Genomic DNA, 15291 nt, shown 5'->3' with positions numbered 1-15291 from the left:
AAAGAATAGAATATATTGCTTTCTACCAATTTTTTATTTTTTAGGCAAAAGAAAAAGACCCATGCCTAAAAAATAGGCAAAGGTCTTGCTAAGCAATTATCTGGCATTTTTCCAGATAAATATTTCGTACCTGTGACGATGCTTTCGGTACAAATAACATCTGTCTCTTAGACAAACATCTTTGTAATTGTTGCTAAAGCTGTCGGTACAGAAACCATCTATACAAAAGCGTAGATGGTTTTGCTATCACACCCGATGGCAAGTACCATGTAATGACGAATGTGAAACCAGATGTATCGCTCACATCTGCTAGCTACTCCCCCTTGACAAAATTGTCAAAAGCTATTCAGTTCTCTTACAAAGAATTATATCATGTGTGCAGTGAAAAGCAAAAGAAAATATAGCAATAAATTGAAAATATTTTTCCGAACAGTTCTAACAAATGATACTATTAAATGATAAGTGAAATTTACAACGTAGAGAGGAGACATACATGTATAAAAAATTTTTCTCATATTACAAACCACATAAACGATTGTTTGTCATCGACTTTTCGAGCGCGATTATTGTGGCCATTTTAGAACTGGCTTTTCCTTTAGCTGTTCAGTGGTTTATAGACGAGCTACTGCCAACAGGCAATTGGGGCACAATTGTCAACGTCAGTGTATTATTATTGCTGGTGTATGCACTGAGCACAGCCTTAAACTTTATCGTTAACTATCTTGGGCATAAACTCGGGATAAATATTGAAACGGATATGCGCCAAGAATTATTTAACCATGTGCAACGTCAGTCATTCCGTTTCTTCGATAATACCAAAACAGGTCATATTATGAGTCGTATTACCAACGATTTATTTGATATTGGCGAGTTTGCCCACCACGGGCCGGAAGATTTGTTTATTGCAGTCATGACGTTCCTTGGAGCTTTCGCTATTATGTTCAATGTGAATCCGACACTTGCACTGATTGCAGCCATCATGGTGCCATTTTTAACTTGGCTTGTTACTTTCAGTAATGTGAAAATGAACAAAGCATGGAAAACGATGTACGGTAAGATTGCCGATGTCAATGGTCGTGTGGAAGATAGTGTGTCTGGTATACGCGTTGTAAAATCATTTACAAATGAAGCATTTGAGATGGAGCGCTTTAAAGAACAAAATGGGCTATTCCGCTCAGCAAAATTATATGCTTATAAAATTATGTCAGGGACACACTCAAGTATTTATATGATGACGCGTTTATTAACCTTGGTAGTCCTTGTTGTCGGGGCTTGGTTAAGCTTTAATGGTAAATTATCTTACGGAGAGCTAGTAAGTTTTGTCTTGTATACAAATGTTCTCATCAAACCAATTGACAAAATTAGTGCATTACTAGAGCTTTACCCGAAAGGTATGGCAGGTTTTAAACGTTTCCGTGAGCTTGTGGAACAGGAACCTGAAGTGCAAGATCGAGAAGGTGCACAGACAGTCACACATTTATGTGGTGATATAGCATTTAAAGATGTACATTTTAATTACGACACGTCAAAATCGGTTTTAAATGATATTTCATTTGACGTTCGTGCTGGACAAACGATTGCTTTTGTTGGTCCATCAGGAGCAGGGAAAACGACGATTTGTTCTCTTATTCCGAGATTTTATGATGTCACTAGTGGGGCGATTACAATTGATGGTATGGATGTGCGTAATATGACACAAGCCTCATTGCGTGCACAAATTGGCATCGTGCAGCAGGATGTCTTTTTATTTACAGGTACTATTCGTGAAAATATTGCCTATGGTCGATTAGATGCAAGTGAAGAAGAAATTCAAGAAGCTGCAAAAAAAGCGCATTTACAGATGTTTATTGCAGAGCTTCCAGATGGCTATGATACACAAATCGGCGAGCGTGGTTTAAAATTATCGGGCGGTCAGAAGCAACGCCTGGCAATAGCCCGTATGTTTTTGAAAAATCCGCCAATATTAATTTTGGATGAAGCAACTTCAGCGTTGGACACAGAAACCGAAATGATTATTCAGCAGTCTTTAACAGAACTTGCAGCTAATCGGACAACGCTAATTATTGCGCATCGTCTTGCTACCATTCGTAATGCTGACCGTGTTCTTGTTGTGACACCAAATGGGATTGAAGAGGATGGTACTTATGATGAACTTGTTGCGCAAAACGGCATTTTTGCTAAGCTTCACCATATCCAGTTTCGAAAAGTGCAAGGACAACAAACCATGCAGGAATTTGTTGATATGACGTAATAAAACCTTGCCTGATAAAGAACAGATTTTGCGTCACTCCTGCTCAACAAACCAGACCCACAAGATTAAAAGAAGTGACTACTACTGGACAGTCTGTGGAAAGGGAAGCAAAAGTCAGCTACAACGACTCACCAAAAACAAGGGGTTTGGTAGATAGCCCCTTGTTTTCTAGTTGCAATCATTCATTGATCGTTTCGTCAAATGTTTTTCGTCCAGGATTCACTTTATTTACATGGACATCAATTTTGCTAATCGAATCAGATGTTAAATTGATTTTCCTATCTTTCTGTAATTTTTTCCATGTTTTCACATCTTCGCGATAGAGTGCTTCAGAAAGATTGTAAATATCAGTATTTTTTTTCAATGCTTCCTCATAGGTTGCTTTTATTTCCTTTTTGACTTCTTGTATTGTTTTCTTTCTGATTTGGTCCACTGATATTTTACCTTTAAAGCCATTAACGGTTACATCGTATTTGAGGTCTATCTCAAACGTCACCTGATCGTTCTTGACAATTGGATGAATGTCTACACCAATTTTTTTCAATGTTGTCGTTAAATAATCTCTTTCTTCACCATCTAATTTAAAGGTTAATTGTCCTCTTTTTGTTTTATTATTCATCCATTGCATACCTCTCGCAGCATCATCCTTAATAAAGCCTTTAAAACCATCTTTTGAAAGTATGCCAACACCTGTCAAGGCAGTTTCCTCGGAAGACTGGTCTGCAGTTTGCCAATTTTTATTTATGGTCACTAATGGGATACTCACTTCATGGCTTGGTTCATTCAACCCTATGATTAACTTTCGTAAATTAACCGGTTCAACAAATGATTCTTGGGCATCTGAATTGAGTGGGTTACTTAGTTTGGATGCTGTTAGCGATTTATCTATGATAGGTGTTATTAAGAGAATTTCTTCAATGGATTCCTGTGTGCAATAAGCCCAAATTTGATATCTTGTTTCCCGATGACGTAAAAAGCTATCGATAATTGGTACAGCATGCTCACTTTTCATGGCCTCCTCCGATAAAATAAGGTAGGTCATATGTCCCCAAAATACTTTTTGATCGATGGAACGATATAATTTAAAAAGAGCTTCCTCCATCGTTTTACCTTTCGCACGTCCTATCTCAGCCTGTGTTGGATTTGGATTCGGTTGCTCAGATTTAGCAACGTTTGAAAAGTCGATAATTTGCATGAATATTTCATATTCATCATCCTTGAAATCAATACCGACTCCATGAATATAATACATTCTTTGAGGCTCGGACACATCCCAACAACCAGAAAGTAATGTAACGACAAGTAATAAAAGTAAGAAAAACTTTTTTCTCATTTTTTATCTCCGCTTTTAGAAGTACGAGTGTTATCTTGTGGCGCAAGTGGCTTAGGACGCTCTGCATAGCCTTTTGGTGATACCCGAAAGATGGATTTTTTGATGGTTGCCCAATCTAAATCTCCAGCAAGGTTCATGTAAGAGTAACCGAATATTCGTGTATTACATAGGTATAGCAGTGTAAAATAAATTGAAATGAAGAATCCAAATAAACCTAAGAAGGCACTCAACAGTATAAAGATGACTCTTAGTATACTGATGGTGGTGACAAGCGACTGATTAACAAGCGTAAATGATGCAATTGTAGAAACAGCAATAATCACAATCATTTCTGGGCTCGTCACACCTGCCCGTATGGCTGCATCACCAATAATTAATCCACCAACGACACTAATTGTGCCACCAATAACAGAGGGGAGTCGTAAGCCTGCTTCCCGAAACAGTTCAAACATTAGTAGCATAATGAGCATCTCAAGTGATGAAGGTAGTGGAAGGCCTGTTTTTGCTTGTACGACCGTTGCTAATAGCTGTAGTGGTAACTGGTTCTGGTGAAAAGTCGTTAAAGCTAACCAGAAAGCAGGTAAAAGCAAGCCGATTAAGATACCAACAATCCGTAAGACACGTTCAAGGGAACTGAAAATTACGGGATACTCATTATCTTCTGCAGACTTTAACAGTAAAAATAAATTAACCGGTGTAATCATTGCATACGCTACACCGTCTACGAAAATGATGAAACGTCCTCTCACTAATGCCTGAATCGCATAATCTGGCCGTCCGGTATAATCGAATTTCGGGAATAATTTTGAGTTTTTATTGATTCGTTCCATCAATAAATCGCCACTAAATACAATGTCAGTATCTACCGCTGCTAATTGCTTCTTAATGCCATGTAAAATGTTGAAGTCCACAATATCATCAAAGTACAGAATGGCGACCGTTGTCTTTGAGCGTGCGCCTAAATCCATTTTTTCCACACATAAAGAATTAGTAGGGAGACGCTTGCGTAATAGTGCGATATTTACCGAAATATCTTCAATAAAGTTATCCCTAGGACCTTTGACCAGAACTTCCAATCTTGTCTCTTCGGGATTTCGATTTGGTTTTTTTGCAATATTACTAGCATATAAAAGTGATTCTTCTTCAAAGAAAAGCAGTAGATACCCTGTGTAAACAAGTGAAATGGCCTCTGCTTTATCCGTTACTTGCTTTAAATTTGGAATGTGCAATTGTGTAATGACGCTCTCGGCAATCGACTCATCAGCTAATTTATTGAAAAAATATTGCACACGTTGAATAATGACTTCATTGAGTAATTGCTGATCGATCATCGCATTACAAGTAATGAACTGCACTTTTTGGTGCGAAAATGTATATTCTTGAAAATCAATATCAGCAGATTTTTGGAATAATTGTTTCAAGGTGTTTAAATCTATAGCCTTCTCCACCTGGGGCATTATGATTCACCGCTTTCCATTTCTTGTTTATGTGGTTTAACCTTCTTAGATGCCTTATCTGATATGAAAGCAACAATTACAAATAAAATTGATAAAAGTAAAAAGAAAATAAAAGTAGTTGTCAGTATATAATTCCCTTTAACCTTTAAAAATATGTTTTCATTCAACATCATAAGCGGTAAACACAGGAAGAAGAAGGGTGGAGCGAGAAATTTCCATATGCGCTTTGGATCACCGGTCATTTTTAACAAATCTGCTACAATGTATAAAATAAAGCTGACGCGTATAAATGTACCTGTTAGCCATTGGTAAATAGAGAAAAAATCAAGATGTTCGATATAGCGTCCGATTGTCACAAGTCCCCATTCCTCATAGGCCGGATACCGTTGCTTTGCAGCTTCACTAGGTCCGAATTCAGTAATGGCTCCAATTAATGGCCCCATTGTCAGCCCCATTAAAATAATAAGTATGATGGTAAAATGATACCAACGGATACGTCCTTTAATTTGATGCTGTAGAAACAACAGCATTATTAGCTCCACAAATCCGGATGCGGGGTAGATCAAGCCTTTGACAATAGGTTGAAAACCGTGTTCGAAAAATGGCCGTAGTAATGAGTAGTCTTTCACTTGCATATTTGTAAAGGCAACAAAAAATCCTAAGACTACTACGCCAAATAACACAAACACATTTAAAATAACAATAGTTTGTATGCTTGTAGTAACGAGTAGTATACAGAGGATTGTATAAATAAATAACAATAGAATGACTGGTGTTTGTGGTAAGAAAGTGGTATTTATCCATTGCAATGTTTCGACCATCGTAAAGGCCGTCATAATGACTAAAAAACCCACAGTAAAATAAATAATAATTCTAGCGCTAACTTTCCCAATCTTTTGCTCTAGCCAATCTTTTAGAGGCTCTTGCTTCGTCTTTTTTTGAATATAAACTAATAAAAATAGCCAAAAGAATATAATGAAAGCCGCAATAATCACCGATAACCAACCATCTCTTCCTGCAACATCTAACAGTGGGGGGAGAATGGTTACATGATTTTTTAAGCCAATAACTGTCATTGATAGGAAGATAACATGTAATATACTAATTGATCCTACGTTTTTCATATGAAAACCCTCTAACATATATTGATACAATATAGCTTAGACAAAAAGTTGAAGGATTATAAGTAATGAAAAAGGCACTATCTCATGTAAACTGAGATAGTGCTTTCTATTAATGTATATACTTATTGCTAACAAGTTTATCTTGCAGGACATCTGTTGGTATTTCAAATTCAACAACACCCATATAGCCAGGTGCGACCTCGTATTTATCAAAGGAAATCATGAGTTTTCCCTTTTCAGAAATATAGAATTCTTGCTGTGCTTTTATGCTCGTAAATTCGTCAAAAAGTTCCTCATCAGCAATACCAGCACCTTTGATCCAATACACTTTGTCTGCATCACTTGCGCTTTCTGCACGCATTTGCTCCTTGATGTTTTCACTAATCACATTGATATAACTATCATCTTTAAAGAGCATTGGTAATGTGATTAAAATTTCATTTTGTATATCAATCGTGTCGTAATGCATAACGGTTGAAGAAGAAGCAACTGTATTAACGGTATATCGACCAATCGATAAAATCTCATCGTTATCCGTTTTAATTTCATAGCCGCTATCTACGCCTAAATGACCGCCACCATTTGCTTTTAAATCTCCAACATCTGCTATAAATTCATTATAAAGTGCCTTACCTTCTGAACGGTATTTTTCATTTAATGTATTGGCAAGATCTTTATTTTCTAAATTTTCAATAGAAGGTACTTTAATGTTCGCATCGTATGTGTCTTCGGCAACTTCATATTCTGTCCACGTTAAAACTTTTACAACACTACCGACAACAGGTATGTCAGCAAGTGTACGTGCCATTGCAGGGCTAACATTTAAACTAGCTGTAAACAGCATAGCGGCAGCCGCAGAGCCAAGTAACCATTGTGGTGTTCGATTCTTTTTCTTTTTTTTCCCTTGTTTTAATGCATTCTCCACGATGAAATCTAGCTCCTTCGGTATTGGTACGTTATTATAGTGCTTTTCTAATTCTTTTAATTTTTTATCCATGTGATGTTTCTCCCTTCACATCTTGCAATTGTATTTTTAGTAGTTTTAACGCTTTATAAAGCCGCGATTTGGCTGTACTCAATTTAATGTCAAGTATGTTGGCAACATCTGCGAGCTTTAAATCTTCAAAATAGTGCAAAATAACAACTTCACGATACATCTGAGGCAATTCTTCTAAGGCATGCTCCAAGTCTACGTCTTCGTAGACATCCTCTTGAGCAGGTGTTAAATATTGCATGGTGTCATCGTCTGTCACTTGTAAGCGTTTATGCTTGCGTAAAAAATCAATTGCCGTACGAACAACAATTTTGTAAAACCAGCTTTTCATATAATCCACATTTTCTAAGCGGTCGAGAGAAAGCATAGCTTTTTGAATACTGTCTTGTACAACATCGAGGGCATCCTGTTCATTCTTTGTGTAGCTATACGCGAGCAAATAAAAACGCTCTTTCTGTTCACGAATAAACTGGACAAACACCTCTTCATGTTGAAATGCATTTCTTGTTTTCATGTCTAAAGAAGCTCCTTTATAACTTAATTCAGCTGAAGTTCCACTCTATATAGAGTGTTGAAATGAATACCATAAGCTATCGATTCAGTGGTAGTAATGCGCCATCTGAAACAAGTTCATGCTTTCGGCGGATTTGTCACAGATTTTTTGAGAGTGTTGGCAACTCAAGTAAAAATCTGGACGTAATTACACTGTGGCATATTTAATCATTTCATTGTATACAACTACTAGACGTGCGAAAGAGGAGAAAAAGTTGATGGAAAGAAAAAAACTTACCCTGGACTTACCCCTGTCAAGTAGACAGCTATAAAAAAGACTAAACAGCCATCTGGTGTCGATATTCTATCGGTGCCAGATGGTTGAGCCGTTTTTGGAAGCGTTGGTAGTTATAAAAGTAAATATATTCTTCAACCGCCTGTATAATTGCCTCATCTGAATCCTCATGTAAGAGATACAGACACTCGCTTTTAAAGTGTGAGAAGAACGATTCAATGCAGGCATTATCGTGACAGTTTCCTTTGCGGGAGTGGCTGCCAATCATGCCAAGTTGCTCGATGTGTTGATGATATTTAATGGATGTGTACTGGAATCCTTGATCTGAATGAAGGATGCTTCGATACACATTTCGTTTGCTCGTCAACTCATCTAACGTATCTAATACAAGCTGTAAATCATTTCGTTTGCTGATTTTCCAAGCAACGATTTCGTTGTTGTATAAATCTTGCACGGCAGATAAGTAGAGAAATCCATTTTTCGTCGGTAAAAATGTGATATCTGTGACGAATACTTCGTTCGCTGCACGCTCTGAAAATTGACGGTCCACGACATTGTTAAATACACGAGAAACACGATTTTTCCACACACGACACTTCTTTCGGATGATGGAATGGACGCCTAATTCGCACATTAGTCGATATACTTTTTTATGGTTCACCATGAATCCACGGTCGCGTAAAGCGATTTTCACACGTGGATAGCCGTATTGTTTATGCGCTTGATGAATTTCTAAAATGTGTTGTTTTAACGCCTTATCATTTTGTTTATGACGTGATATTTTCCCATTCTTTATCCATTTATAATAGCCTGAGCGTTGAACTTTCGCCATTTCTGTCAACCATGTGATGGGATAACGATCTTTCATCGATTTCATAATCTGATACCGATCTGAATACGTCGGTACACCTCCATTTACAGATTTGGATACTGCTTTTTTAAGTATTCTACCTGCGCTTTGTAGTAATCTCGCTCTTCTTCTATATTCTTAAAATGAATTCGTTTCCCTTTTAACGGATTCTTCACACCCTTTGCCCCTGAGCCGACAGAAGGCAACCGATTAAAAGCTTCAATGGACCCAACTTCTTTAAATTTCTTCACCCAAGCTTTCACTTGTGAAACATTTCGAATCTCGTATATTGTCGCAATCTCCTGCATACTTCCTTCGCCTGCTAAATAAGCTTGAACAACTTGTAATTTAAATTCATTCGAATAGGTGCAATTTTTTCTTGGCATACAAAAATCCCCTTTAAGTAAAATGTTATCTACAGCGTACTGTAGTTTTTTTAACATTGTCTACTTAAAGGGGATAATATCACCCCGCACAGAGGTAAGATTTTTTCTTTTTTTTAATTTCGCCCATAGTGGCGAAGTGGTTCACGAAAAATAGTCATATGTATTTTTCAGTAGTAATAGAATTGTTACAACGATAAAGAGTTTACGCACATAACCACTACCACGTTTTATTGCAAACTTAGAGCCTACGATTGCACCAGCAATTTGGGCAAGACCCATTGATAAACCATACGCATAATGTATATGCCCGAGGTACATAAACATAAGAAGAGCAGCAATATTGCTACCGAAATTTAAAAATTTGGCATTACCAGCGGATTTTAAAAAGTCAAAACCGACGATTAAAAAGGCAAAAAGTAAAAATGAACCGGTACCAGGACCTAAAAAGCCATCATAAAAACCAATTAATGTAATGATAACAATGAAAAAAGCATAGCGTTTAGGTGTTAGTTTTTTATAGGTGGAAATGCCACCCCAGTCTTTTTTGAAAATCGTATAAGCGGCTACAACTGCTAACATCACAAGCATTAATGGCTTTAAGACGCTCGGGTCCATTAAATGGACAATCCATGCGCCAATCATGGAGCCGAAAAAAACAAATGGAAACAGCTTATAAACAGATTTAATATCTAGTTTCCCAGAACGATAAAACGTAATTGTACTTGTGAGAGAGCCCATCGTACCTGCTAGTTTATTTGTTGCCACAGCAGCTGAAGGAGGTAAACCGACGAACATGAGGGCTGGTAAAGAAATGAGTCCACCACCGCCGACCACCGAATCGATGAAAGCGGCTAAAAAGCCAAAAATAATAAGAATCAGTAGAATATTTAAATCTAAATCGAAAGGCAATACCGTCATCTCTTTTCTATAATAATAAACTGATATTATCGAAACGAAGAGCAGCTGTAAATAGTTTAAGATGTTTTTTACTTTCAATGGTTTGAGCTTACTAGCTTTTTACGAGTAAATAGGAAGTGGCGATTTTTGAAGAAATATAAGAAATTCTGTAAAAAACAAAAATATTCTATTTTAAGTAATTATTTTAATGTATTATGAAGAAAATAGTGTTTTTGCGTAAAGGGGACGTGATGACATTTGAGTTTAGGGAATCATTTTAGGGTTTTTGTTTGTGTTGTGTTTATGGGGGTACTTGTTGGGTATGTTTATAACACCAAAAAAGATGTAACGGATAATGAATATATTGATGCAGTTAAACAAGGTTACTTAGCAAATTTTACGGATGTAACTGTCCGAGATGCTTTTAACTACGCGTTTACAGAACCTTATTGGCGTTATTACGAGGCGAAAACAGGTCAGCATGTTGTGGAATTATCGGGGGAAACTTCACACGCGGGGGAAGTGGGACACGCTGTTTTACAGTTTGTCGTGAATGAAGATGCCACGGAATTTACACTCTTTGCTATGAAGTTTAATGATTCCGTATTAGATATGGAACAAAGATGGACACTGGTAGTGACGGTTTATGAAACATGGCAGTTGAAACAACTTGCCTATCATTAGTGCCTTTTACTTTTGAAAAAGAAGTCCCTATATTACAGTAGAAAGGAGAGCTACATACAGAAAGGGTGTTTCTTAATGAAATTAAGTATTTTAGATCAAATTCCTGTACCTAAAGGACATACTGCTGAGGATGCCTTCAAGCGAACAGAGCAGCTAGCGCTGTTAGGTGAAGAGCTTGGTTTCCACCGTATGTGGCTGGCAGAGCATCATAATAGTGGGTCACTTGCAAGTTCCGCACCTGAAATTACAGCTGCTTTTTTAGCCGCAAAAACACAACGCCTACGAATCGGCACAGGGGGCGTCATGATGATGCATTATTCGCCCTATAAACTGGCTGAGGTTTTTAAAACATTAAGTGCGCTTGCACCTAATCGTATAGACTTTGGTGTAGGGCGTGCTCCTGGTGGTGACCATCCATCTATTTATGCGCTTGCAGAAGGTCGTAGACAGCGTATGACAGAGCAGTATGACAAACTCGATATTATTTTGAAGCTTATGAATGAGCAAAAATCGGGTGAGTATGTCTATGATCAGGTCATTGCATCACCGACAAATATCCAGTTACCCGAGGCATGGTTACTTGGCTCAAGTGGTCAAAGTGCCATGCAGGCAGGACAGCTAGGTGTTGGCTATTCATATGCACAGTTTTTTACCGGTAATATATCAAAAGATATTTTTGATACGTATAAGTCAACCTTTACACCTTCTTATTATATGGAGAAGCCACACATTATCGTCACTTATGCGACGACTGTTGCAGAAACGGTAGAGGAAGCGGAATATTTGGCCAAGCCGATTGATATTACGCGCCTTCAGCTAATGAAGGGACAAATCATCCAATCGATGTCACCAGAAGACGCAAAAGATTACCCACTAACAGAGATGGATAAATTGACGATTGCCAATAATCGTAAGGCAAATCTTGTTGGTACACCGAAGGATATTGCCCAATATTTAGTAGCAGAGCAAGAACACTATGGTTTTGATGAAGTAATGCTAAACTGCAATCAATATGCACAGGAAAGTCGTTTGAATTGCTATAAACTATTGGCGAAAGAATTATTATAGTAGCTAGTGTTTTAAACTTTAATATGCTATTGACATAAAAACGTCCAATGCAGCCACTGTTGACTGTATTGGACGTTTTTTGATCCCACAACAACGGGCAGTAACCTCAAGTTGAAAGAGTCAGCTTGGTTGTCGATCAACTGATCAGTAAAGCTTGCTTGGTTCAGCTATCAAACCAAGGGGCAGAAAAACCCTCATGGTTTGAAGTTTCACTTTATCCTATCGCTGAGCCACTTACAAACGGGGCATCTTTATAATACATATTTTTGACTAGAACGTTCGGACCTAAGCATTTCACTGCTGGACAGTGGCAATTGAGTGATTTTGCTAAATCAGTTTCCATCCATTTGTCGAAAATCGCTGGTAACTCATCGTTGATGATATTGCCAAGAGCAGGGGTATCACCAAAGTCAGTAACGATGACATCGCCTGTGAAAATATTAACATTTAGGCGTGAGCGACCATCTGGATCATTGCGCAATGTAACGTTTTTCGCCTCGCGTAAGCGTTTTAATAGCTTTTGGTCCGCCTCATTTGTACTACAAGGATAAAATGGTAATGTACCGAACAGCATCCAGGTACTGTCATCACGCACATCGAGGAGATGATGTATAGCTTCGCGTGTTTCTGCTAACGAAAGTGATGACAGTGCACTTGCAAAGTCTGAGGGATACATTGGGTGTACTTCATGTCGGGCACATTGCATGTCATTAATGATTTGGTTATGGATATGCTCTAAATAGGGCAATGTCTTTTTGTTGAGCATCGTTTCTGCCGATACCATGACACCATGTTCAGCTAGCATTTTTGAGTTATCAATCATGCGTTGGAAAAGCGCTGCACGCTGGTCGTAGGTTGGTTTACGGTCCATCATTGCAAAACCTGTTTCGACGAACTCATCGACTGTACCCCAGTTATGTGAAATATGTAGCACATCCAAATACGGTGCAATAAGTAAATAACGTTCAGGTTCTATAGTGAGGTTCGAGTTAATCTGGGTACGTACGCCTCGTGCATGTGCATATTTTAATAGTGGCAAAACATAGTTTTGCACCGATTTTTTGCTCATCATCGGTTCGCCGCCTGTAATGCTCAGTGTTTTTAAATGTGGAATTTCGTCAAGTCGTTTCGTGATTAAGTTCATTGGCAGTGCTTCAGGGTCTTTATTTTGCAATGTATAGCCGACTGCACAGTGAGCGCAGCGCATATTACAAAGGTTAGTTGTTGTAAATTCAATATTCGATAGTGTCATCTGTCCATGTTGTTCAACATCTAAATACGCTTCCCATGGATCAAATGATGGCGTAAGTTTTTGTAAGGTCGTCATAATTCGTACATCTTCCTTTCTAGCATTCTATTGTCTCATATTCGGTGATATTTTCAAATATGAAATTCTTGAAAGGGCTTTTATATGGCTAGACGAACATTTTTGTCGCCTTACTAAGGAAGTTCAGCTTATACTTTTATGCGTATTATTTTTCGGATAATTCTGTAAATAGGTAATATGGAGTGATTTTACTGCTATTTTTTGCAAAAAACGTTATGATAGAAGGAGCAAGACGGCAAGACCGTAAGGAAGGGAAGTAGGAAATAAGTTGAGTAAATATGAAATACTTTTATTTGATGTAGATGATACATTATTAGATTTTGATTTAGCTGAAAATGCAGCTCTTAGTCGATTGTTCGAACAGGAAAAAATTGCGACAACTCCGACGATGATTGCCCGCTATAAAGAAATTAATGAATCAATGTGGCGTGCCTTTGAACGCGGCGAAGTGACGAAAAATGCCCTACATAATACAAGATTTTCGATAGCGCTAAAAGAATTTGAGCTAGAAGTAGACGGTGAATATTTTGAAGCTATCTTTCAAAAGTACTTACAAGAAGCACATCATTACGTTGAGGGGGCATATGAACTAATCGCACAGCTCGCAGATAACTATCATTTATATGTTGTTTCGAATGGTAAAACGATAACGCAAAATAAACGCTTGGTAGATGCAGATTTAGCAAAATACTTTAAAGGTATTTTTATTTCGGAGCAAACAGGTTATCAAAAGCCAATGCCAGCATTTTTCGACTATGTTTTTGACCGAATTGATGGGTTAAATAAAGAAAAAGCACTAATTATTGGGGATTCTCTCACTTCTGATGTCAAGGGCGGCATACTAGCAGGGATTGATACATGTTGGTTTAATATTCACAATATCGAAAATACAAGTGATATTTTGCCAAACTATGAAATTAAAAAGTTACACGAACTTTATGGTGTATTAGAAAAATAATGAATCCCCGCGAGTACAATGTTACTTTTGCGGGGATTCAAAGTATAGGAAAATAAAAGTTGGAAAATGATCGCTAAATCTGATAAAAGGTAACCTGCATTTGCCAAAATAGGACAAGAGGCAGCATACTAGTGTATGCTAAAAATACTATATTTTTACACAATTAAATCATTTATGATAGTTATAGAAGGATGAAAGGGAGGGTAATATGAAAGGAATATTCCCAAAAGCTATAATGGTTGCCCTATTAGGCGCATCATTGACGACTCCGCTACAGGCACATGCCTATCAAGAGCCAACGGATTATGTACATATGAAAACCGAAAATATGACGGTTTACTCAGCATATGGCGCTAAAATTGCCGCGTCTGAAAAACAAGGAACCTATAGTGTTAAAGCTAATATTGTCAATAATCGACAGCCACTAGAGGTTGAAATCTTTAAAAATGGACAATCTGGAGTCTTAAAGCAAATGGTTAAAAAAGGCGTAATGGAGCCAGTTGCCTATCGGGACGAAGGAGATCGAGTGGTTGCAACCATTCATAATAATGCTGAATTAAAGTTTGCATATCCTGTACAAATTTATTTTCATGATATAGCAAACTCGACATATAGCAGCTATATTACCGCATTAGCAGAGCGCGGGATTGTTCAAGGGCGTACATCTGATAACTTCGGTGTAAATGATTCCTTAACACGTGCGCAGTTTAGTGCCTTACTCGCCCGTGCATTTAGCTTCCAACAGGAACAAACAAAACAGTTTAAAGACGTCGATGCGAAAAAATCATGGTTTGGTGGTCATGTTGGAGCCTTACATTCATTAGGGATTATTAACGGAAAAGCTCCTAATACATTTGATCCAAATGGTAAAATCACTCGTCAGCAAGCCATTTTAATGCTTGGTCGAACATTAGATGCTGTAGATTTTGTACCAGAAGAATATGACACACTACCCTATCAGGATAGCAATGCGTTCCAAGGCGAATTATTACGCTATACACAAACATTGTATGGTATTGGTGCTCTTGACTACAATACAAATTTATTGCCAAACCAATATATTACACGTGGCCAATTTGCTAAAATGTTGGCGCTTTCTTTAGAAGCGGCAGGAAGATTGTAACTAAATAGCAACACAGCAAAACGAACCAGCCGAGGGCACATAAAAGTCTTCG

Annotated in this window: 14 protein-coding genes; 5 read left to right on the top strand and 9 right to left on the bottom strand. The window is 37.7% G+C overall.

Annotated elements, in window-relative coordinates; all coding sequences use genetic code 11:
* The first annotated feature begins 493 nt into the window (after nucleotides 1-493).
* Nucleotides 494-2251, top strand: coding sequence for an ABC transporter ATP-binding protein (locus C9J31_RS13695; RefSeq protein ID WP_107949579.1), 1758 nt, complete (start codon nucleotides 494-496; stop codon nucleotides 2249-2251).
* Between the two features lie 178 nt (nucleotides 2252-2429).
* On the opposite strand, the gene C9J31_RS13690 is transcribed toward C9J31_RS13695, so the two are convergent.
* The 8 genes from C9J31_RS13690 to C9J31_RS13655 form a co-directional block, all read right to left on the bottom strand.
* On the bottom strand, nucleotides 2430-3584 hold the full coding sequence (locus C9J31_RS13690; protein ID WP_107949580.1) for a Ger(x)C family spore germination protein: 1155 nt from the start codon (nucleotides 3582-3584) through the stop codon (nucleotides 2430-2432).
* The gene (locus C9J31_RS13685; protein ID WP_107949581.1) at nucleotides 3581-5041 is read right to left on the bottom strand and encodes a spore germination protein; all 1461 of its coding nucleotides are present in this window, start codon (nucleotides 5039-5041) and stop codon (nucleotides 3581-3583) included. Before C9J31_RS13685 ends, C9J31_RS13690 begins: the two co-directional genes overlap by 4 nt.
* On the bottom strand, nucleotides 5041-6165 hold the full coding sequence (locus C9J31_RS13680) for an endospore germination permease (protein WP_107949582.1): 1125 nt from the start codon (nucleotides 6163-6165) through the stop codon (nucleotides 5041-5043). Before C9J31_RS13680 ends, C9J31_RS13685 begins: the two co-directional genes overlap by 1 nt.
* Nucleotides 6166-6274: 109 nt before the next feature.
* Entirely contained in the window at nucleotides 6275-7162 is an 888-nt protein-coding gene (rsiV, locus tag C9J31_RS13675; RefSeq protein ID WP_107949584.1) for an anti-sigma-V factor RsiV, read from the bottom strand.
* Nucleotides 7155-7673 carry an RNA polymerase sigma factor SigV gene (locus C9J31_RS13670; RefSeq protein WP_107949586.1) on the bottom strand — a complete coding sequence of 173 codons (519 nt, stop codon included), beginning with the start codon at nucleotides 7671-7673 and terminating at the stop codon, nucleotides 7155-7157. Before C9J31_RS13670 ends, rsiV begins: the two co-directional genes overlap by 8 nt.
* Nucleotides 7674-7989: 316 nt before the next feature.
* Complete coding sequence (locus C9J31_RS13665) at nucleotides 7990-8892, bottom strand: IS3 family transposase (protein WP_211634939.1); 903 nt, start codon at nucleotides 8890-8892, stop codon at nucleotides 7990-7992.
* On the bottom strand, nucleotides 8862-9182 hold the full coding sequence (locus tag C9J31_RS13660) for a helix-turn-helix domain-containing protein (protein ID WP_107927154.1): 321 nt from the start codon (nucleotides 9180-9182) through the stop codon (nucleotides 8862-8864). Before C9J31_RS13660 ends, C9J31_RS13665 begins: the two co-directional genes overlap by 31 nt.
* 141 nt (nucleotides 9183-9323) lie before the next feature.
* Nucleotides 9324-10091, bottom strand: coding sequence for a sulfite exporter TauE/SafE family protein (locus tag C9J31_RS13655; RefSeq protein ID WP_107926719.1), 768 nt, complete (start codon nucleotides 10089-10091; stop codon nucleotides 9324-9326).
* 246 nt (nucleotides 10092-10337) lie between these two features.
* Here C9J31_RS13655 and C9J31_RS13650 point away from each other — a divergent pair, with 246 nt between their 5' ends.
* Both C9J31_RS13650 and C9J31_RS13645 read left to right on the top strand, forming a co-directional pair.
* On the top strand, nucleotides 10338-10763 hold the full coding sequence (locus C9J31_RS13650; RefSeq protein WP_107951607.1) for a hypothetical protein: 426 nt from the start codon (nucleotides 10338-10340) through the stop codon (nucleotides 10761-10763).
* A 75-nt stretch (nucleotides 10764-10838) separates the two neighbouring features.
* Nucleotides 10839-11831: an LLM class flavin-dependent oxidoreductase gene (locus tag C9J31_RS13645; RefSeq protein ID WP_107951606.1), complete on the top strand. Its 993-nt coding sequence runs from the start codon at nucleotides 10839-10841 to the stop codon at nucleotides 11829-11831.
* Nucleotides 11832-12045: 214 nt separating this feature from the next.
* Here C9J31_RS13645 and yfkAB read toward each other — a convergent pair whose 3' ends face one another.
* Entirely contained in the window at nucleotides 12046-13158 is a 1113-nt protein-coding gene (gene yfkAB, locus C9J31_RS13640; protein ID WP_107926713.1) for a radical SAM/CxCxxxxC motif protein YfkAB, read from the bottom strand.
* Nucleotides 13159-13426: 268 nt separating this feature from the next.
* Between yfkAB and C9J31_RS13635 the strand changes: the two genes are divergently transcribed.
* Together C9J31_RS13635 and C9J31_RS13630 are read left to right on the top strand one after the other, a co-directional pair.
* Entirely contained in the window at nucleotides 13427-14116 is a 690-nt protein-coding gene (locus tag C9J31_RS13635; RefSeq protein ID WP_107926711.1) for a YjjG family noncanonical pyrimidine nucleotidase, read from the top strand.
* 208 nt (nucleotides 14117-14324) lie between these two features.
* Entirely contained in the window at nucleotides 14325-15239 is a 915-nt protein-coding gene (locus tag C9J31_RS13630) for an S-layer homology domain-containing protein (protein WP_107926709.1), read from the top strand.
* Nucleotides 15240-15291: the final 52 nt, after the last annotated feature.

Source organism: Lysinibacillus parviboronicapiens, from assembly GCF_003049605.2.
Classification (GTDB): domain Bacteria; phylum Bacillota; class Bacilli; order Bacillales_A; family Planococcaceae; genus Lysinibacillus; species Lysinibacillus parviboronicapiens.
This window is presented reverse-complemented; position numbering and strand designations above follow the sequence as displayed.